This is a genomic window from Bifidobacterium sp. 7101, from assembly GCF_000499285.1.
GTDB classification, from domain to species: domain Bacteria; phylum Actinomycetota; class Actinomycetes; order Actinomycetales; family Bifidobacteriaceae; genus Bombiscardovia; species Bombiscardovia apis_A.
In genome coordinates this window covers 43,764-63,490 of the sequence record NZ_AWUN01000003.1, presented here as the reverse complement: position 1 = coordinate 63,490, position 19,727 = coordinate 43,764, and the positions used below count along the sequence as shown (strand labels likewise).

At 57.2% G+C, this 19,727-nt stretch carries 15 protein-coding genes and 1 tRNA gene; 5 read left to right on the top strand and 11 right to left on the bottom strand.

Going from position 1 to position 19,727, the window contains the following annotated elements; all coding sequences use genetic code 11:
- Nucleotides 1–1,698: 1,698 nt before the first annotated feature.
- From P272_RS0104960 to P272_RS08665, 5 genes are all read left to right on the top strand, one after another.
- Entirely contained in the window at nucleotides 1,699–3,162 is a 1,464-nt protein-coding gene (locus tag P272_RS0104960) for a purine-cytosine permease family protein (RefSeq protein WP_029678443.1), read from the top strand.
- Between the two features lie 58 nt (nucleotides 3,163–3,220).
- On the top strand, nucleotides 3,221–3,796 hold the full coding sequence (locus P272_RS0104955) for a cysteine hydrolase (protein WP_029678442.1): 576 nt from the start codon (nucleotides 3,221–3,223) through the stop codon (nucleotides 3,794–3,796).
- A 721-nt stretch (nucleotides 3,797–4,517) separates the two neighbouring features.
- Nucleotides 4,518–4,982 (top strand): MFS transporter, encoded by a 465-nt coding sequence (locus tag P272_RS09435; protein WP_029678441.1) that lies wholly within the window; start codon nucleotides 4,518–4,520, stop codon nucleotides 4,980–4,982.
- 329 nt (nucleotides 4,983–5,311) lie between these two features.
- The gene (locus P272_RS09105) at nucleotides 5,312–6,589 is read left to right on the top strand and encodes an MFS transporter (RefSeq protein ID WP_081709052.1); all 1,278 of its coding nucleotides are present in this window, start codon (nucleotides 5,312–5,314) and stop codon (nucleotides 6,587–6,589) included.
- A 900-nt stretch (nucleotides 6,590–7,489) separates the two neighbouring features.
- The gene (locus P272_RS08665; RefSeq protein ID WP_052323201.1) at nucleotides 7,490–8,365 is read left to right on the top strand and encodes an Ltp family lipoprotein; all 876 of its coding nucleotides are present in this window, start codon (nucleotides 7,490–7,492) and stop codon (nucleotides 8,363–8,365) included.
- A 148-nt stretch (nucleotides 8,366–8,513) separates the two neighbouring features.
- On the opposite strand, the gene P272_RS0104935 is transcribed toward P272_RS08665, so the two are convergent.
- The 11 genes from P272_RS0104935 to argF form a co-directional block, all read right to left on the bottom strand.
- Nucleotides 8,514–8,590 (bottom strand) — tRNA-Arg (locus tag P272_RS0104935).
- A 105-nt stretch (nucleotides 8,591–8,695) separates the two neighbouring features.
- A complete protein-coding gene (locus P272_RS0104930) occupies nucleotides 8,696–9,454 on the bottom strand; it encodes a TlyA family RNA methyltransferase (RefSeq protein ID WP_029678438.1) in 759 nt (252 codons plus the stop codon).
- A 47-nt stretch (nucleotides 9,455–9,501) separates the two neighbouring features.
- A complete protein-coding gene (locus P272_RS0104925; protein ID WP_029678437.1) occupies nucleotides 9,502–9,822 on the bottom strand; it encodes a hypothetical protein in 321 nt (106 codons plus the stop codon).
- A 5-nt stretch (nucleotides 9,823–9,827) separates the two neighbouring features.
- Nucleotides 9,828–10,892: an HAD-IIA family hydrolase gene (locus tag P272_RS0104920; RefSeq protein ID WP_029678436.1), complete on the bottom strand. Its 1,065-nt coding sequence runs from the start codon at nucleotides 10,890–10,892 to the stop codon at nucleotides 9,828–9,830.
- A complete protein-coding gene (locus P272_RS09540) occupies nucleotides 10,889–13,024 on the bottom strand; it encodes a hypothetical protein (protein ID WP_029678435.1) in 2,136 nt (711 codons plus the stop codon). Before P272_RS09540 ends, P272_RS0104920 begins: the two co-directional genes overlap by 4 nt.
- A 23-nt stretch (nucleotides 13,025–13,047) precedes the next feature.
- Nucleotides 13,048–14,379, bottom strand: a complete 1,332-nt coding sequence (gene tyrS, locus P272_RS0104910) for a tyrosine--tRNA ligase (protein WP_029678434.1) — start codon at nucleotides 14,377–14,379, stop codon at nucleotides 13,048–13,050.
- 227 nt (nucleotides 14,380–14,606) lie between these two features.
- A complete protein-coding gene (locus P272_RS0104905; protein WP_044097801.1) occupies nucleotides 14,607–15,338 on the bottom strand; it encodes an SGNH/GDSL hydrolase family protein in 732 nt (243 codons plus the stop codon).
- 93 nt (nucleotides 15,339–15,431) lie between these two features.
- Complete coding sequence (gene argH / locus P272_RS0104900) at nucleotides 15,432–16,877, bottom strand: argininosuccinate lyase (RefSeq protein WP_081709065.1); 1,446 nt, start codon at nucleotides 16,875–16,877, stop codon at nucleotides 15,432–15,434.
- Nucleotides 16,878–16,894: 17 nt separating this feature from the next.
- Nucleotides 16,895–18,130: an argininosuccinate synthase gene (locus tag P272_RS0104895; RefSeq protein WP_029678431.1), complete on the bottom strand. Its 1,236-nt coding sequence runs from the start codon at nucleotides 18,128–18,130 to the stop codon at nucleotides 16,895–16,897.
- A 57-nt stretch (nucleotides 18,131–18,187) separates the two neighbouring features.
- The gene (locus P272_RS0104890) at nucleotides 18,188–18,724 is read right to left on the bottom strand and encodes an arginine repressor (protein ID WP_029678430.1); all 537 of its coding nucleotides are present in this window, start codon (nucleotides 18,722–18,724) and stop codon (nucleotides 18,188–18,190) included.
- Nucleotides 18,724–19,698 carry an ornithine carbamoyltransferase gene (argF, locus tag P272_RS0104885; protein ID WP_029678429.1) on the bottom strand — a complete coding sequence of 325 codons (975 nt, stop codon included), beginning with the start codon at nucleotides 19,696–19,698 and terminating at the stop codon, nucleotides 18,724–18,726. The genes P272_RS0104890 and argF overlap by 1 nt, the downstream gene beginning before the upstream one ends.
- Nucleotides 19,699–19,727 lie beyond the last annotated feature (29 nt).

The window sequence follows — 19,727 nt, the reverse complement described above, 5'->3', positions numbered from 1 at the left end:
TGGTCGATTTGCTGCATAATAGGCCAACAGAAATGCAAGCGCTAGTTGGAGCGATCCGACTGGGAGAAAGAAGACTTTGGTGGCAACGGCGATTCCGTCCTACTTCGCTACTTCTTCAGGCCCTAACCCAGATATCGTTCAGAATTCCTATGCGGACAAACATTGGCAATGTCAAAGAAACTGGATGGGTCTTCGAGTAACAAGATATGCTTCTTAAGCTTTATCCTCAATAACCGAACGCAACCCCTGCCAGGCTTTCGCCCTTTCAAGATGAGCGCACGACCGGATAAACCTGACCAAAATCTAGTCCGTTCCACTTCTTCGACAGTAGCTCCCTGGGTTGAAGGATCATCGCAGCAGCAGACTTCACCTTCTGTGCTAGACGCCCAAGTGCCACGAAATACGACCAAGTGGCCGTAAGTTGCAAAATACAGAGACTATATGAGCAACGTGGACTGCGGGTAGACCTTCCAGAAAACCGATTGGGACTTCAGTGAAAACCTCACCATCCAAGCCATAGGAACATCCCAATTCGAGAAGACCCCTCAATACCCACCCTTTGGCGACATCGTAGGCTCCGCTCTCAATCCCCTCAGCCAACAAAGTGTCGAGAGTCGGTACAGGAAGTCCTTCGGCATCCAGAATCGCCTGGATGCATGCCGGACCGCAACAGTTGTCTTTTCACTCCATCCGCGGCAAGGTCGTTCCATCGGCAAGACGAGGTCCTGGAGCAAAGCATGTTGCGGATATCGATGAGACTCTATAAAGGTACCGGGTATGGTCACTTCGCACTCCTTCGTTGAGTTTCATCTTTTCCATACAGTATTTACAGAGAATGTGGCGCGCCAGCATCAGACAACAACGAGCACACTTTCCAGAAGTTCCTCTTCACTAAACCGGAACCAACATGCAAATAAACCTGTACAATAGTGAAGACATGACATGGATGTCCAAACCGGTCGACAGTGGTCGCCGACCCCAATCTCAGAGCGTGGCAGGCCGTTTCACCAAACGGATCGAAGCAGGTGAACCGCTGAACGGTGATCGACCCTCCTTAAAACTTCAACTTGCTCAAAAGTCGGGCATAACACGAGGCGCAATTTGGTGCACCGGAGTGCCCAGGCGCTGCTCAGATTCCTTCGGTCTCACCCGAGTCAAAGACACCTCGCAACGATTTTCGATGCCTCACCAGTGTTTGGTAAGGCTGAAGATACGGCTCTGCGGACCCCGGTGGTCTAATTCCCCATCTGGTCCTCCAGCCATGGTGAAGTATTTATCATCGCGTAGAAAGTCGGTATGGAATAACCGGCTGATACAGGCGAAACAGAAGACGGCGGCACAGCTGCCTGCTCACAACTGTGCCAAACCCTTGACTCGGCTCTGATTGTGCAAATCGGTCCTTACGGTTACTAGCTCTGTCTGGGCAGCCAGGTCCGAGACATCCTTGGATTCCCTTCCACATCCCTCTGGATACCAAAAGGCAGGCGACTGCCATACATGGGTTGCTCTGCACTAAACCATCCAAGTGGTGCCCCGACCCGAAACAAACCCCTACGCCAAACCGGCCGCAGCTTTGTCTGCAACAAAAGCCGATCCGGCCACCCGCCCACATCACAGAAAATCCAAGACTTTATCAACACCAGCATGGCGTTCGTCAGACAATCCGTCAACGAACACCACAAGATATAAGGAATCAACATGAATGAGCACAGTGCATCCGAAGAAGGAACCGGCAAAGGCTCAGCCCTGAGCGTTGAGGCCCAAGGCATCGACACCATTGCCGAGTCTGAGCGCAAGGGCAAGCCATCAAGTCTCTTCTGGCCATGGTTCTCCGCCAACATCTCAGTACTGGCCATGTCCTATGGCGCCTGGGCACTGGGATTCGGCATCTCCTTCTGGCAGGCCACATTAACCACCATTGCCGGTGTCGTCATCTCATTCCTGCTTGTCGGCATCATCTCCATCGCAGGCAAGCGCGGCAACGCCCCAACCATGGTCCTCACCCGGGCCATTTTCGGCGTGGAAGGTGCAAAAGTGCCGGCCGTCATGTCCTGGATAGCCACACTAGGGTGGGAGATATCTCTAACGACCACGGCCGTACTGGCAGCGTCTTCGACCATCGAAAAACTCGGCTGGGGATCAGGCGCAAGCCCGAAAATAATCTCTACCTTGGTAATCATCGGGCTGGTTGTGGTTGCCGGCATTTACGGCTACGACCTCATCATGCGCCTCCAACAGATCATCACCATCGTCACCGCGATCGTAATTGCAGGTTTCTTCATCATCGGCTGGGGCAATATCGACTTCTCCGCCATCTCCTCCGCCCACTCCGGTTCCTTGCCGGCCATGCTGGGCTGCTGCTTCTTCGTGATGACAGGCTTTGGCCTGGGGTGGGTCAACATCGCAGCGGACTACTCGCGATACCTGCCCCACAGCGCCTCCAACACAGGAATCGTTGTCTGGACCACCTTCAGCGCCTCCATCGCCAATATCTTCCTTATCGTCTACGGCCTGCTCCTGGCCGTCTCCAACAAAGGCCTGGCCGAAAACGTGGGCAACGACCCCATCGGAGCCATGGCCAGCATATTGCCTACTTGGTATCTGGTTCCATTCACCATCGTTGCGGTGCTGGGGTTGATAGCCGGGGCCATCATGGACAACTACTCCAATGGACTGGCCCTGCTCTCCTTCGGCATCAAGCTCCCCCGGACACTCGCAGCGGCCATCACCGCCGTGCTGACCGTAATCGGAGTGGTCTATGTAACCTTCTTCTCCTCCACATTCATCGGCCCCTTCCAAGGCTTCCTGATTACCCTCGGCGTACCCATGGCCGCCTGGGCAGGCATGTTCGTAGCCGACATTCTGCTTCGCCGGAAGGACTATGACACCACCGACCTCTATCACTCTGAGGGACGATATGGTTCTTGGAACATCACCGCTTTCGCCATCCTTACCATCGCCACCTTCCTTGGCTGGGGACTGGTGGTGAACTCCTCCGCCAACTGGCTCAGCTGGCAGGGATACCTACTGGGTCCCATCGGAGGTAAGGACGGGACCTGGGCGGCAGCAAACCTGGGTGTCATCATAGCCTTGGCTGTCGGATTCCTCGGAACGCTCCTCTTCCAGAAGGGTGAGATCCGTCGTCAGGAGAGCATCGACTGAAATCGAAAGGGGCGCAGAAGGATGCGCTCCACACTTCACTACGGGAAAGGAAATTATCATGATCAACGATGATGAATGGCTGGTGGTGATTGACCGCCAGGAGGTATTCGCCCACAACGAGTGGTCCCGTTGGGCCTGCTCCGACGGCACCTACTATCAGACCAACAAGAACTACATCCGTCTCGCCAAGGCATACGGCGACCGCGTTGCTTACACCAGATACATTGCGCCGCAGCCGCCAAAAGGCGTATGGGTGGAATATATGAATGAATGGCCGGAATTCCAGGTCCCCTCCGACGATCCCATGTATGACCTCACACCAGAGACCGCCGAGCTCGCCAAGGGACATCCAATTGTCTCGCTCAGCACTTTCGGCAAGTGGGGGCCGGAATTGCAAGCGGCAATAAAAGGTTCCCAGAAGATAGCCCTGTGCGGTGTCGCAACCGATGCCTGTGTGTTGCAGACCGCCTTGGCGGCTGCAGACCAAGGTATCGCCGTTCGATTGGTAGCAGATGCCTGCGCTGGATCCACACCGGAAAACCACAAGCTGGCAATCGATACGATGGCCCTGTTCACACCGCTCATCACCATCACTGACACCGATTCACTACTGAGGGATCTTCAAACAGACTGACCTTTGACATTCTTGATACGTCTCTAAGTTGGGTTCTTCCCTCGAAAGAGGGAAGAACCCAACTGCAAGATTCCACTGGCCACCTGCGCGCCATCGCTCAGAGAGCACCGATCCGACGAACCACGAAGAACCATCATGAACACTTACAGTGAAGACCCAACGCATTCCATTGACATACTCCATCCGGTTTCAGATAAGAAGGACAATAATCAAGATGCCGGAAAACCTCGAGTCGAACTAGAACCCGCATAAGGTCCTGAGCAAGACAGTCCTACCGGTTACGATCCTGCCATATCCACATCCTGCCCTGCTGCGAATATTGGCTCAGCATTAGTGGACCCTGCTCCGAAGACGTATCTCAAGCATATTAGAAGCATACGTTTACGAATCTCTTGATGAGGATGCAGACAAGCCTGCAACAGGGGTCTTCGGCTTCTATAAATCACTGGAACTCATAAGTAGCGTGCTTGCTTCATTGTGCGGATCCTACCTCGTTCACCTAAATATCTCGTTTCCCGCATATGCAACCGCTATGGTGCTTAGACTGCCTTCTATTCCTGTGAACAATCGCAAACACAGTACAAGCAAGAGGTCATTTCTGCAGGATTTGATAAAGGGGCAAGCGTATTGATAAGAACGCCTGTTCTCGCTTTCGTCAGCATTACATCAAGCGCTTCGTTCGTGCTTTTCAACACTGTTTATACCTTAAATCAACCCTGATATGAGCATACCAATTTGCCTATGTCATACTGGGGGCCTGCTGTCATCCGCTGCTCTTATTTTAGCCGCAGATTATAGCTACCTTTCTGACAAGCTTGAGGTATACCTGGGAAGATCAAAAGCCCTCTTCTTAGCCTATACTATCGGGGCAGCTGGTTTCGCACTCATGGCAGTTCCTTCGCCAATCGTCGTAGCGATCGGATTCCTGCTTGCCGTGGTGTGCATGAATGGAAGGGGACCCATAACTTCGGCAGCTACGAATAGTTTGATTCCGCCTGATCAGCGCTCTACTGTTCTTAATATTGCGGGCTCGTTGGCAAGCTTGATTGGCATGGTCTGCAACCCGATCATAGGTTGGAGCGCGGATCGAAATGTCGCAATCACTACCCTTGGGATCGCCGGCATTTTGGTTCTGATTGCCCTCATGTGGTTGCCGATTACGAACGAATATATGAAGAATACCTAACAGCCGTACGCATATCGAGCAGTAGCACCAACACGGGATATCTGATATATAAATGCCGCAAAGATGCAGCATGTCGTTTCCAAGAAGGCAAGATTTAATTAAGCAATCACCGTAGCACTTGAACCCAACCTCGTGGAGCATAAAATGCAGTATTAAGACGAAATACAGATTCTAATAGACTCATATTGACCATTTTGAAATCAAAGATGAACAAGTCAAGGATGGCATAATATTATCTATTACGGAATTTGAATTCAACACGATGAAATCCTTGAAGGTTTAAACCATTCTGCTGACTGAGCCATAAGTAGACGAAGGATGTATGCCACATGTTAAGTAAAGCAGCGACAACATTCGTAGCCCTCAAAGACGTTTTGAGACACAAACCATTGGTTACATTATCGCTTGGTGCTTTCTTTACCAGTCTTGTCGGTGGAATCGTTAATCTCTTACTGACCATTCATGTATACGATATTTCGGGATCGTCTCCGCTGGCTGTCAGCGCCCTTTTTTTAGTTACCTTTATGCCAAATTTAATTGTAGCTCCACTGTTTTCCGGCATAGCTGACAAATACAATCGCAGGATTGTTTTAGCAGTGGGCGGAACGCTACGAGCTCTTTGTTGTCTATTGCTCGCATTTAACCATAACATTGCTCTTTCATTTATTCTTGCTTTTGTCATAACAAGCATGGCTGCGGTTATGAAGCCGGCACGATATGCAAAAGCTGCTGAACTGGTTTCAGATTCAAAACTGTCAGTTCTCAATTCTGTTTTATCGTTCATGATCAATGCTGCAGGTATCGCCTCTGGCGCCCTCGCCGGTTTGCTCACCAATTTCAACAGTGTCGCTGCATTTGCGGTTGCTGCTTTTGGCAGCTTAATTGCGGCTTCACTTGACGGTTGCTATTCACATGAGGAGCATAATTCGAAGCGAACTTTCGATTCACGCAATGGTTTTCGGGAAAGTCAAAGTATTTCCTTCTGGGTTAAGTTAAAAGGGATAATTTCTTCAACCAACATTCGATTGAAAAATGTTTTAGACTTTATCAAAAAGGAACGACTTCTTGCTGCCTTGTCCATTGTTGTTCTTGCACTTTGGTTCGGCCTCGGACTACAAGAAACTCTACTCGTTGTTTTCACCCGTACGGTGTTACATGCTCCAAACTCTGTTTACGGGTATTTGAACACGATTGGATCCATTGGGGCACTTATCGGAGCAGCACTAGCTGCACCTTTTTCCTCAAATACCCGATCAGCAATAAAAAGTTTGCCAATGTCCCTCATCGCTTCTGGAATAGCCTTCTGCGCGTTTGCATTGAGCGGTCAATCTCTGATTTTCGCTTTCTGCAGTTTTTTTGTATTTTCTTTATTCTATACAATTGCCAATGTAATTGAAGAATTACTTGAGCAGGTTCTCTCCCCCAATGAATATAGAGCTTCTGTGATGTCCACTATAGGCGCGGTAGGTACGGTCGGATATCTAATCGGAGGATCTCTAACCGGCTGGTTATCAGACTTGGTCGGTCCTACGAATACCGCAATTCTAGCGGCAGTTAGTCTAATAGGCGCGGGAATCTTTGCGGGATTGACCATGCTTCGATATTAAGTAGAAAAGATTTAGTTCAATTTTGTCCAACAAGAAAAAGTAATTATCTGATAATCATAATTCAATATTTAAATAAGGTATCAACAAGATGTCCGCGGATATACATGCATCCATTTAGAGCTGTATTGACCTTCCTCGTGGTTCTTTGCGTGATATAGCTGTGCTTCTAAGTATGACTAGCCGGAAGGGTTGATGACGCATCGGTCAGCCTACCCGCATTGGATTCAGCTACTGCTCACCAAAAAGCAGGTTAGTGCTTGCACGACCGGTACTGTTCACAACAGAGCGATCTTGTACGGAAATACATTGATGTAGAGTTGAGGGTTCCACGCCTCACACGGATACAGCCAAGGCAAGGTGGCAGACGCCCTGGACCATGCAAGATCCGCAATGTCGAACTGGCTAAATGCAAAGCCTCCGATAGACGTAGCAGTTGCCAATGAGATCTGCGACTATATCGTGTCGGACATCAGGGTGGTCATCCGCAGGGCCGAGCAACGTATGACGGAAAGCCTAGCCCCTATCCTCTCTGACTGCGGATTTCCTTCGACTCTCAGAAAATAAGAAGGCGGCTTATGTGCTTGGACACAGTCAAGACCGGCGACCATCCACTGGCAGCACACCGACGCCACTAGAACAAGCGTTTACGGCCTGCGCCTGAAACGCCGTACAAGGCACGAAACCGCGCTGAAGCCCGCCAACCCCTCGAACATCGGATCGTCTGCGAACCCGACGTCAGCCTCCAAATCAACCAGGGCTACCAGTGCTACCAGCCCATACCCATTCGAACCAGACGCGCTGCAAAGCACGAACCTGCCCCCCCCCACCAGGCACGACCATCGTACAGAATAAATGGTAGCCTGCTGGTAGTCATAGAGGATGAAGAAAGAGGGATAAGTCATGTCCAACGCTGAACAGACCCCACAGACCCCCCAGACTCCAAAGACCACACAGACCCCGCCGACACCCGTGCCCCCGTGGATGCAGCCGCCGGAGGAAAAGCCGTTTTACAAGCAGGTCTGGTTCTGGGTCGTCATCGCAGTCGTTGCCATTCTTGTTTTTGCCGCAACCGCAGGATCAAACATCAAGTTGCCAATCAGCGTCCCCAAGATCGAGACAGCCGGCATATCACAGCAACTGAACAAGATGAAGAAAACTATAAAAGCCCCTAAAAAACCTGCTAACCCTGACTCTGACAATCACAAGGCGGCTCTGGCTCAGGCGCAAGACTACTCTGAGCTTCTGTACAAGAGCAAGCAGGGCATCTACGATAGGCTTACGAGCGTGGATAAATTCACGCCCGAGGCCGCCCAGTACGCCGTAGACCATCTCAAAGCCGACTACAACGCCAATGCCCTTGCCGAAGCCAAACACTACCAGAAAAGAATACACATGAGCAAGCGGGGCATCTACGATGAGCTCACCAGCGAGGATAAATTCACGCCCGAGGCCGCCCAGTACGCCGTAGATAACCTCCAAGCCGACGACAACGCGGCTGCTTACGCCAGAGCCAAAGACTATTTGGAAACAGTACACGAGAGCAAGGAGGACATCTACTACGAGCTCACCAGCGAGGATAAATTCACGCCCAATGTCGCCCAGCACGCCGTAGATAGCCTAAAAGCCGACTACAAGGCCACTGCTCTCGCCGCAGCCAAAGACTACCGGAAAATGCACATGAGCCCAGCAGAAATCCAGCATCAGCTCGCCAGCCCGTACGGAGGTAAGTTCACCCCCGAAGAAGTGGCTTACGCTATGCAGCATCTCAATCAGTAACCAGATCCCAACGGATCAGCCCCACTCCGGCGGGGCTTTTCCTTTGCGGGAACCTTTGTCACACGAATGTCACACAAAATCAAGTTTTAAGCAAACTTCCCGAGTAATGGAAAAGCCCCGCAACCTTTGTGGCTGTAGGGCTTCCGTGTGGTGCGCCAGACAGGATTCGAACCTGCAACCTGCTGATCCGTAGTCAGCTGCTCTAATCCGTTGGGCTACTGGCGCATGTCATCTCGACGAGGAACTCGTTTTGACAACTCATTTATATTACCGCAACTGCAGATTCTGTCCAGTCTGGTGTGTCGTGCGGGAAGCGTAAAGCCACAGGCCTTAAGCCGACTGTGACCAAGACAGCCAAAGTAGATATTCCATGTTGCCATGGGCACCGGTTATGGGCGATGGCATGGTAGCACGGACAACAAATCCATGCTCACGCGCACAAGCCAAGACTCGCTCCAAAGCCTCTTGCCTGCTGTCCTCGTCCGTCACAATGCCATGATGACCCAGCAGGCTACGTCCGACCTCAAACTGGGGCTTGACCAGCAGCAGGCAGTTGGCAACAGACGCCAGCAAGGCAGGCAGGACCGGAATGACATAGGTCAGCGAGATAAAAGACACATCCGAGACCACGTATTCCGGGCGATAAGGCAGGTCCCCCGGCTGAACTTCGCGTATGTTGACACCGCTCATGTCAATCACCCTAGGATCAGCGGCAATCCGTTCAAGCAACTGTCCGTGGCCCACATCAAGGGCGATAACTCGCCGTGCACCATGCCTGAGCAGGACGTCAGTGAAACCGCCCGTGGAGGCCCCGATATCGAGGCAGAGCCTGTCCCGCGGACCGGCCATCCCTTGCTCCGCAAAAGTCGTCAGGGCGCCTTCCAGCTTCAGCGCTCCCCGGGAAGCATAGTCATCGCCCGGGTCCAGCAGGATCACATCGCCTGGCTGAACACTCTGAGCAGGTCTTGAAGCCAGACGATCGTTAACCGTAACCCGTCCCTGACGAATCAGAGCCTGGGCTCTGGCACGCGAATCCGTCAATCCCTGTGCGGGCAGGATGCGGTCAAGCCGGTCGTGGGCAAGAGCCACGGTTCTTCGCCGACCGTCCCCAGCGCTGACGACCGTATCCTCATTGTTCACTTGCCCTCCCGCTTCAGGTCCTGCTGGAGACCGGTCAGTACTTTCCCGAGCAGCTCAACCTGTTGGGCATCATCCAGATTATCCAAGTCAGCCAAATCAGGGAAACGCTCCAAAAGAGGAGCCATGGCTTGCTTATCCATGGGCTCTTCAGATTCTGCCGCAGTCGGATCCTCATCATCTGACTGGGAGGACCGTCCAAAAGCCTCAGACCCTACAGGCTGCTCAGTCTGACCAGGCTGCCCATGTAGCCCGTAGTGATTGGATTCCTGGGATGATTCGCTCGCTTCGGGCTGTCCGGACTTGGCTTCTTCAGACATGTCCGCTATGCCCCTACGACAAAGGCGGGCAGATCCAGCGAGTCCATATCTCCACCACGATCCTGGTACTCCCAGAGCGCACAGGCACAGGCTCGCACAGCATCCAAATCAGACAGGGGATCGCCACCTGCCTCAAGAGCGCGCAGGGTGACACGCCCGTCATCGTCCACCCTTGCAGTTTGGCCGCCGCAGTGCCAGGTTTGGTCTGCCTCCTTCTTGGGCTGCGGTTGCGACTCAGTCAGGCCGCGCAGGTCTTCAGCCAGATAGGTCGGCCGCAACTTGGCCGGTGCTGTCAGGATGGCGGGGGTTCGGGCCACGCCTGTCAGGACGACCATGGAGTCGTACCCGCCCCGGTTGGCTGCCTCGATGTCGGTGTCCAGACGATCGCCCACGGGCAGGCATCGGTCAACGTCGAAAATCTTCTCTTGGCTATCCGCTAACAGCTGCCGAGCCTCGTCGTACATGGCCGATTCCGGCTTACCGGCCGAATCCTCCGGCTGCTTTCCGGTAGCAAGAATCACCGGTTGGAGCATAGCTCCATTGCCGGGCGCCATGCCACCTTCACGGGGCAAGGTCTGATCCTTGTTGGTAGTGAAGTAACGTGCACCATTTTCAATGGCAAAGGCGGCCTGGGCCAGGTCCTGCCAGCTCAACTCCGGATACCAAGCCTGAATAACGGCCTCTGGCAGATCTGCTGCCTTGTCTACCGGCACCATCCCATTGAGGCGGATTTGGTCACGTAGATGATCAGATCCGATGACCAGCACCCTGGCGCCCTTTTGCAGGTATCGGCGCAGCATCCGTGCGGCAACGACGGCCGAGGTGATGACCTGATCATCGTTCAGAGTCAGACCGAACCCGCGCAGCTGATCGGCCACCACCTGTGGGAACCGGGATGCATTGTTGGTAGTGTATGCCATTCGCATGCCGAGCGTCTGAGCGCGGTCGATACCCTCGGCCGCATGCTCTACAGGGTCGGCGCCCCGGTAGACCACCCCGTCCAGGTCCAGTAGAGCCAGACGGTAGGTCTTTGCCGGGGCGTCATCAGTTCCTTTGAGGAAGACGGTCACGATTCTGCCTTGTCTTCATCAGTGGTTTCGGACTGGTTGACCTGCTCATCCTTGACCTGTTCATTTTGAACATCGATGGTGTCTGCTTCGGATCCTGAATCCTGGATGGTCGCATCACCATTGTCAGCAGCTTCGTCAGTAACAGTTACGTCAGCTTCGCTATCGTTCTGGCCGCTTTGAGAACCATCATCCGAAGTTTCTGCGTCAAGGCGGGAAGACTTTCCCGCAGTCTGCTCCACAACATCTGATGATTCTGTCATTTCAGATTCCGGCATTTCGGACGAACCGGCTGAGTCGGACGAACCTGTCGAATCGACTTTGTCGGATAAACCGGCAGAATCAGATGCGCCGGTTGAGTCACCTGTGCCAGTTGAGTCCACTGAATCGTACGAGGCTACTGATTCAAAAGATTCCTCAGCCTTACCGTCATCGGCACCCTGCTCGGATGCGTCAGTGACATCAGCCTCGGCATCCTCACCACCATCCGGATCAATGGAGAGATCCTCCATCATGGCCGGATCCAGGTGCTCCAGGTCGTAGTCAATCAGGATTTCCTCGGACTGCCCGCCATTCTGGCCGTCCTCGTCCTCATCCTCGTCGGCATACTCTGCTTCCAGCCGATCCAGAAGAGGTTCCAGCTCCAGAGCCTCCTGGCTGCGACCAGCCTGTTCGAGGAAGTTCTGCTCTGCCTGCACGGCACGCATCCGGTAGTCGCCGCTGAGCCCCCGGGCCTTGACCAGGGCCTGAACGGTCTCGATGGCCTTGTCCCACAGGCCCAGATCGCCCAGGGCTCCGGCATAAACCAGGAACATCTCCGCCTTGGACTCGCCCTGCAGCTGGCTGCCCTCCTCAGAAGTGGCCTCCTCAATGGCCTTGCGGGGATTGCCCAGGCCACGTTCGCAGTCGGCGATGAAGGGCAGGTAATCGGAATAGCCATTCATGCGATGTGCAGTACGGAACTCCTTCAAGGCCAGCTTGTAGTCGCCCTGACGGTAGGCCACCAGGGCCAGCGTCTCCCGGGCAAGATCGATCCGGGAGGCCTGTCGTGCAGCCCACTTGGCATGGGCCAAGGCTCCCTGAGGGTCTGTCTCCTCCAGCGCGTAGGCGGCCAGAATGTGCAGGCCGATGTTCTCTGCGTGCTCCTTGCTCAGTCCGCGCAAGCGCAGGCGATCATCCTTGGAGAGCATGGACCATTCCAGGCCCTTGGGCATCTTGGGTTCGCCAGGCCGACGATCCGTATATGGGTTCTGGGAGGGGTAGGAGATGGTCCCGTCTGAGTTGCGGCGACCGCGGTCATAGCCATTCTGGCGGTCACGCTGATAGGCCCCGCGGTGGTCGTCATAACGATGGTCGTCACGACGACGGTCATCGTGACCATGCTGGCCCTGGTACCTGTCGCCATGGGAACGGTCGCCCCGATAGCCGCCTTGACGATGGTCGTCACGGGAACGGTCGCCATAGGAGCGGTTGCCATAGGGACGATCCCCATGTGAACGGTCATGACGTGGACGGTCATCACGGGAGCGGTTGTTCCAGGGGCGATTCCCACCGGACCGCTCATCCTGCCGACGATCAAACCTCCGGTCGCCATCCCGACGGCGGTCCCCGTGGAAGCCCTGACCACGATCACGGTCACGGTCATGCCGCTGGTAGCCATACCCCGACCGACCGCGGTCGTTGTCATGATCGCGATGCCCGTAGCCGCCGTTCCTGTTGGCGTGGAAGTCGCGACGTGGACGGTCGCCATCCTGCCAACGGCCGTGGCGGTCGTCACGCTTGTCGAAATGCCGATCCCGGTCGGAATCCCTGCGGAAACCGCCGTGACCATCCTGACGGTCATGCCTGTATCCGCGATTGTCGCGGTCGAATCGATCGTTCCTGCGCCCGCGGAAGGACCGCTGGCCATTCCTGCTCTCGGAGCGATGCTCTTCGCCGCCCTCGCCGTCATGGTTGTGGAAATTGCCGGAACGGTGACCTCCCGAACGATAGCTTCCGGAGCGGTATCCGCCCGAGTGCGAACCGCCCTGGTGGAAGCCCGAAGAGCGATGGCCGCCCGACCGGAAGCCCCCTGGACGCGAACCGCCCCGGCCCCGTCCGCGATCACCTCGGGAATGATTATGTTCTTCTGCCATCAGTGTCCTTAATTCCTACGTTCCTACTTGCCGGCCCGACGCTCAAGCGCGCCCAGGGCCTTCTTTCCTCTGCGAACCAGGGCGAAGCGCCCATGCAGAAAGTCCTTCTTCTCCAATACCTGATCCGGATCCTCGACCCGCTGGTTATTCAGATAGAAACCGCCCGATGCCACAGTCTTACGAGCCTCGGAGACCGAACGGAAGAGCCCGGTCGCAACCCCGGCCTCCACCAGACGCTGACCCTCGCGGGCTGCGGGCAGAGCTCGCCCGCCTTGACCATCATCGACCTTGAGTCCGTCCAGCGCGGAATCCAGCACATCCTCGTCCAGCTCCTCCAGGGTCTTGCCACGACCGAAGAGGGCACCCGAGGCATCAATGGCCCCTTGGGCGGCATGCTCGCCGTGCACATATGAGGTCACCTGCCAGGCCAGAACCTTCTGGGCTTCGCGAGCACCGGGATCCTGGGCGGTCCGCTCCTCCAGACGCTCAATCTCGGCCTTGGGCAGGAAGGTGAAGGTCTTCAGCAGCTTGACCACCTGGTCATCAGGCTGGTTGAACCAGAACTGGTAGAAGCGGTAGGGGCTGAACATGGTGGGATCCAGCCAGACTGCGTTGCCCTCGGACTTGCCGAACTTCTTGCCCTGGGAGTCGGTGATCAAAGGGCTGGTCATGACGTTGACGGAGGCATTGCGCACCTTGCGAATCAGATCCAGGCCGCTGGTCAGGTTCCCCCACTGGTCGCTGCCGCCCAGCTGCAGACTGCATCCGTAGCGGTCGAAGAGCTCCAGGAAGTCGTTGCCCTGCAGCACCTGGTAGCTGAATTCGGTAAAGGAGATGCCCTCGTCGGAATCCAGACGGCGAGCCACCGTGTCCTTGGCCAGCATGGTGCCCATACGGAAGTTCTTGCCCACATCGCGCAGGAAGTCGATGGTGCTCATGGACCCGGTCCACTCATAATTATTGACGAATCGGACGGGGTTGTCTCCCTCGGTGTCCAGGAAGCGCCCGATCTGACCACGAAGGCGCTCGGTCCACTCGGCCACGGTCTGCTTGGGATTCAGGGTGCGCTCCCCCGACTGCCGAGGGTCGCCGATCAGCCCGGTGGCTCCGCCGACGACGGCGATGGGATGCAGACCGGCCGCCTGCAGGTGGCGCATGTTGAGCAGCTGGACCAGATTGCCCACGTGCAGTGAGGGGGCGGTGGGGTCAAATCCGCAATAATAGGTCACCGAGGGGTCGGCCAGCACCTTCCTGAGCTCGGACTCGTCCGTGCACTGGGCAATGAGACCGCGCCACTTGAGTTCGTCGAAAAGCGAGTCGAAACCCGCCTGCCTGAAATCGGTGACCTGCGACATGAGAGGCTACTCCCTATCGAATATTTGATGAATGTACGCTAAACCCTACTATTCTTGCAACAGATACCGACACGGCGGGGCCTCACCAAGCCGGAATTCCCGAGGAATGAAGCTTGGATTGATTATTCATTGCGGACCAGCCGCTATCGATTGACTATTGACCGCTAACTGCCTCGTTGAGGCAGGGCGTCCAGAAGGAACCTCTCAGCGTAATTGCTGCATTCATGTCAGGAATGCGCAGACACAGACAATTGATTGATCAGGTCTTGGGGAATATGGTCGACCACACAGGCGGCCATGCGCCGGTAACCTTCAACCCCAGGATGGAAATGGTCAATGCCCCAGAAGTCGGGTCGGTCAGTGCCAACATCGTCGCGGGTGGCATCCACAAAGGGCACCGAGGCCTCTTGACAGACCTGACGGCTGGTCTGCGTCTGGCGGGCTATCCTGCGCTCCACCTCGGCCCTGAGCGCCCGGCCGAGCGCAGGATCCCGATAGAGCTGACCAGAGCTGAGGACCAGCACCTGACGGCCCTTGTTTTTGGCCAGCTCGACGCTGGCAGCCAGGTCATCCCGCCATTGTTCGTCGGTGCGGTTGGCCATGATGTCGTTGGATCCTGCACACAGGACCAGCAGATCAGGATGGTCCTGCAGGGCGGGCAGGAACCGGTAGCGCACCCTACGGATAGTGGCCCCCAGCCGACCCTGGGTCGACCAGGATACCGGACGCCCCAGCCGGGTGGCCAGGCAGGCGGCTATGTCAGGAACGAAACCCTGGCTCTGGTCCTTCACCCCGCAGCCAACCGCCATGGAGTCGCCAACCACCAACATGGTCAGCGGCTCCAGGTCTCGTCCCTGATCCGGAGGCGAGCACAGGCCCTGGCGGGATCCGGGTGGCTCCTTGGCCAGAGTGATGTGCTGTTTGGCCCACCAAGCCTGGACCAGTGCCACCGGATTCATTATCGCCGCCGCCTTTCGTTCTTTGCCGTCCCCCTTGAGGAATTACCGTTGGGCATTTTAGCGCGGCCACCAGTCCGGCGGAGACCAGAAATATCACCTGGGAGGACGGTAGGCAGGCCCATCAGACTGCGAATTTGCGAAGGTCTTCAGCTCCTCCAGCGCATGTGCAGCCTGATCCATCTGCTCCTTGACTCTCTCCGGCGCGGTGCCTCCCTGGCCCCGGCGAGCACGCACGGCTCCCCCGGCGGTCAGGACAGTACGGACCTCCGGAGCCCGATCGGCAGGCACCCAGTCAGCGAAGACCCTGACGAAATCGGCATCATCCAGGTCGGCCAACTCGCAACCACGACCCTCGGCCAGCTTGACGCAGGCCCCGGAAAGCTCATGAGCATGCCGGAAGGGCACCCCCTGCCTGACCAGCCACTCAGCCAGGTCGGTGGCCAACGCAAAGCCTGTGGGAGCCTGCTCTTCCAGGCGATCCTTGTTGAAGGTCAAAGTGGTGACCATGCCGGAAAAGGCGGGAAGCAGGACTTCCAAGGTGTCCACCTGGTCGAAGACCGCCTCCTTGTCCTCCTGCAGATCGCGCGCATAGGCCGTCGGCAGCCCCTTGAGAGTGGTCAGTAGGCCAGCCAGATCACCAACCAACCGACCGGCCTTTCCACGAGCCAGCTCAGCCACGTCCGGATTCTTCTTCTGAGGCATGATGGAGGAACCAGTCGAATAGCCGTCGTCCAGACGAACGAAGGCGAACTCCTGGGTGTTCCAGATGATGATCTCCTCAGCCAGTCTGGACAGGTCCACGCCGATCATGGCAGCGACAAAGGCGAATTCGGCCACCACATCCCTGGCGGCAGTCCCGTCGATGGAGTTGGCGCAGACCCGGCTAAAGCCCAGATCACGGGCCACCGGCAGTGGGTCCAGACCAAGGGTGGTGCCGGCGAGCGCGCCAGATCCATATGGGCTGGCATCGGCACGCTGGTCCCAGTCCCTCAGGCGTTCCAGGTCACGGATAAGAGGCCAGACATGGGCCATGAGCTGGTGGGCCAGCAGGACGGGCTGGGCGTGCTGCATGTGGGTGCGGCCAGGCATGACCGTGGTTCCCGCCGCCCGGGCCTGATCCATCAGAGCCCGGGCCGTATTCAGCAGGTCCTTGGCCAGCACCCGGGCGTGACGACGCAGCCAGATCCGGATCAGGGTGGCGATCTGATCGTTGCGCGAACGCCCGGCCCGCAGTTTGCCGCCCAGCTGGTCCCCCGCTATGGCAATCAGGCCGCGCTCCAGTGCTGTGGCCTCGTCCTCGTCGCCAGGCTCTGGGGCAAAAGCACCGGAGTCCACCTGGTCCTGAAGTTCATCCAGGGCCTGCTCCATGCGTGCCAGCTCGTTATCATCCAGCAGTCCAGCACGGTTGAGGGCCCGGGCGTGGGCACGGGAACCGGCCAGGTCGTCGTCGGCCAGCCGCCAGTCGAACTGGGTGGACCGGCTGAGTTCGACCAGGGCCGGCGAGGGACCGCCGCTGAAGCGCCCGCCCCAGAGGGCCATGGGCTTGTCGCCGGTGCTCACTGGTCTTGTCCGTCCTGTGCGATGCCGTTGCCGAAGCGCATGTCACGGGCGGCTGCCACCTTGTCGGCCAAGCCATAGATGGCGATGAACCCATTGGAGGCGTTCTGATCGAAGCTGTCGCCGGACTCATAGGTGGCCAAGCTGTAGTCGTAGAGGGAGCTGTCGGAGTGTCGACCGGTGACCACGGCTCGTCCACCGTGCATGACCATGCGGATGCGGCCGGAGACATAGCGCTGGGTCTCTTCGATGAAGGCATTCAGGGATCGAACGGCAGGCGAATACCACTGGGCGTCATAGACCAGCTCGCCCCAGCGCTTATCGATGTCGCGCTTGATCCGGTGCTGTTCGCGCTCCAGGCAGCAGTTCTCCAGCTCCTGGTGGGCGGTGATCAGGGCCAAGGCGCCTGGTGCCTCATAGAGCTCGCGGGACTTGATGCCCACCAGCCTGTCCTCAATCAGATCCACACGTCCGATCCCCTGGGCCCCGGCCCGGCGGTTCATCTCCTCGATGGCCTCCAGAGGGGTGACCGCCCTGCCATCGATGCGCACGGGGATGCCCTGTTCGAAGTCGATTGTCACCTCATCCTCGACCGGTGGGAAGGCCGGGTCGTCGGTGTAGGAGTAGACATCCTTGGTGGGTCCATTCCAGGGATCCTCCAGGTACCCGGTCTCGATGGCCCGTCCCCAGACGTTCTGGTCGATGGAATAGGGGCTCTCCTCGGTCTGCTCGATGGGCAGGTGGTGCTCCTTGGCGTAGGCGATCTCCACATCGCGCATCAGTCCCAGGTCTCGGATGGGGCTGATGGCCTTCAGCGAAGGGTCAATGGACATGATGGAGACCTCGAAACGGACCTGGTCGTTGCCCTTACCGGTGCAACCATGGGCTATGGTGTCAGCACCGTACTTGTGGGCCGCCTGGACCAGATGCTTGGTGATCAGCGGCCTGGAGATGGCCGATACCAGCGGGTAGACGCCCTCGTACATGGCATTGGCCTTGAGCGCCAGCATGCAGTAATCCCTGGCGAACTCGTCCCTGGCATCCACCACGACGGACTCTACGGCCCCGCAGTCCAGGGCCCGCTGGCGGATGGTCTGCAGACGCTCGCCACCCTGGCCCACGTCCAGGGAGACAGCCACCACATCCTTGCCGGTGCGCTCCTTGAGGTAGGGAATGGACACCGAGGTGTCCAGGCCGCCTGAGTAGGCCAGCACGATGCGATTGTTTTCGGTCATGGCGATCCTCTTTCCTTCTAATTTCACATTTGCAGATTCAGTTCGTGCTTTCATTGATCAGCGGGCCCGGGAGTCCTCCTGACCGGAGACGATGGTCATAAGCCAGTCGGCCCGGGATGATGCCGCTTCATCGTCGGCTGCGATGATCAGAATCGTGTCGTCCCCGGCTATGGTGCCCAGGATGCCCTTGATGGGCTGGCGGTCCAGGGCGGAAGCCGCATATTGGGCGGCACCGGCTGGGGTTCTGACCACCAGCAGGTTGCGGGCCCGGGCCACCGAGGTGATCAGCCCGGTCAGAATCTTGGCCAGGTAGGCATCGGTCTTGTTCTCACCCTCGATCTCAGGCCCCTCGGCGGCAGCGGCCTCCATGGCCTGCTGATCGGTGGTGGCGGGAATCCAGTAGGCCATGCTCCCGTCGGAATACCGCAGCTTGGTGGCATGCAGGTCGTCCAGGTCCCGACTCAGGGTGGCCTGGGTCACCTCGATGCCCTGCTCAGCCAAGAGGGCCGACAGCTGTTGCTGGGAGTTGACCCGGTGTCGGTTCAGGGCCTGACGAATGACATCCAGCCGGGCCACCTTGGTCGTCGGCCGCATCAGCACACCCCCTGCAGGAGGGATTCGTCGCCCCGGGAGCGGGCCACCAGCCAGGTCATTAGCGCCTTCTGGGCGTGCAAGCGGTTTTCAGCCTCGTCCCAGACCACGGACTGGGGGCCGTCGATAACCTCGGCCGTCACCTCCCGGCCCCTGTAGGCGGGCAGGCAGTGCTGGAAAAGGGCATCCGGGCGGGCATGGGCCATGAGTTGGGCGTTGACCTGATAGGGCAGGAATGGATGGGAACGGATGGCATACTGGTCCTCCTCGCCCATGGAGACCCAGGTGTCGGTAAAGACGCAGTCGGCGTCTTCCACGGCCTGAACCGGATCCGTGGTGACCAGAATGGATCCTTCGTTTTCAGCAGCCAGGGTCCGCGCCTGGTCCACTAGACTCGGATCGGGCAGAAAGCCATGTGGGCCGGCAATCCGCACGTTCATGCCGGCCACTGCCCCGCCCAGCATATAGGAGTTGGCCATATTGTTGGCCGCGTCGCCAAGGTAGGCGATGGTCATGCCAGCCAGGGCATCAACCCCGCCCCGGTGCTGGGCCAGGGTCAGGAAGTCGGCAAGGACCTGGCAGGGGTGGAAAGAGTCGGTCAGTGCGTTGATGACGGGCACAGTGGCATGGGCAGCCATGGTCTCCACCCGATCCTGGCCGAAGGTGCGCCAGACTATGGTGGATGTCATCCGTGTCAGCACATTGGCTGTATCGGCAACGGGTTCGCCGCGGCCCAGCTGCGAGCCCGGGCTGTCGATGACCATGGGATAGCCGCCCAGCTGGGCCACGCCTACGCAGAAGCTGGTTCTGGTGCGCGTGCTGGGTTTGTCGAAGATGATCGCCACGGCCTGAGGCCCATGGTAAGGCTGGGATAAATAGGGATTGGCCCTGAAAGCCATGCCCAGTCGAAGCACCTCCAGCTGCTCCTCGTGGTTGAGGTCGTCGTCACGCAGCATGTGCCGCAAACCGCTGTTCATCTCTACCTCCCTTACGATGTCATCACGAA

Bases quoted from the DNA above. Each gene is read 5' to 3' on its own strand.
- P272_RS0104960 (WP_029678443.1), top strand. From the start codon at position 1,699: ATGAATGAGCACAGTGCATCCGAAGAAGGAACCGGCAAAGGCTCAGCC.
- P272_RS0104955 (WP_029678442.1), top strand. From the start codon at position 3,221: ATGATCAACGATGATGAATGGCTGGTGGTGATTGACCGCCAGGAGGTA.
- P272_RS09435 (WP_029678441.1), top strand. From the start codon at position 4,518: ATGAGCATACCAATTTGCCTATGTCATACTGGGGGCCTGCTGTCATCC.
- P272_RS09105 (WP_081709052.1), top strand. From the start codon at position 5,312: ATGTTAAGTAAAGCAGCGACAACATTCGTAGCCCTCAAAGACGTTTTG.
- P272_RS08665 (WP_052323201.1), top strand. From the start codon at position 7,490: ATGTCCAACGCTGAACAGACCCCACAGACCCCCCAGACTCCAAAGACC.
- P272_RS0104925 (WP_029678437.1), bottom strand. From the start codon at position 9,822: ATGTCTGAAGAAGCCAAGTCCGGACAGCCCGAAGCGAGCGAATCATCC.
- P272_RS09540 (WP_029678435.1), bottom strand. From the start codon at position 13,024: ATGGCAGAAGAACATAATCATTCCCGAGGTGATCGCGGACGGGGCCGG.
- tyrS (WP_029678434.1), bottom strand. From the start codon at position 14,379: ATGTCGCAGGTCACCGATTTCAGGCAGGCGGGTTTCGACTCGCTTTTC.
- P272_RS0104905 (WP_044097801.1), bottom strand. From the start codon at position 15,338: ATGAATCCGGTGGCACTGGTCCAGGCTTGGTGGGCCAAACAGCACATC.
- argH (WP_081709065.1), bottom strand. From the start codon at position 16,877: ATGGCCCTCTGGGGCGGGCGCTTCAGCGGCGGTCCCTCGCCGGCCCTG.
- P272_RS0104895 (WP_029678431.1), bottom strand. From the start codon at position 18,130: ATGACCGAAAACAATCGCATCGTGCTGGCCTACTCAGGCGGCCTGGAC.
- P272_RS0104890 (WP_029678430.1), bottom strand. From the start codon at position 18,724: ATGCGGCCGACGACCAAGGTGGCCCGGCTGGATGTCATTCGTCAGGCC.
- argF (WP_029678429.1), bottom strand. From the start codon at position 19,698: ATGAACAGCGGTTTGCGGCACATGCTGCGTGACGACGACCTCAACCAC.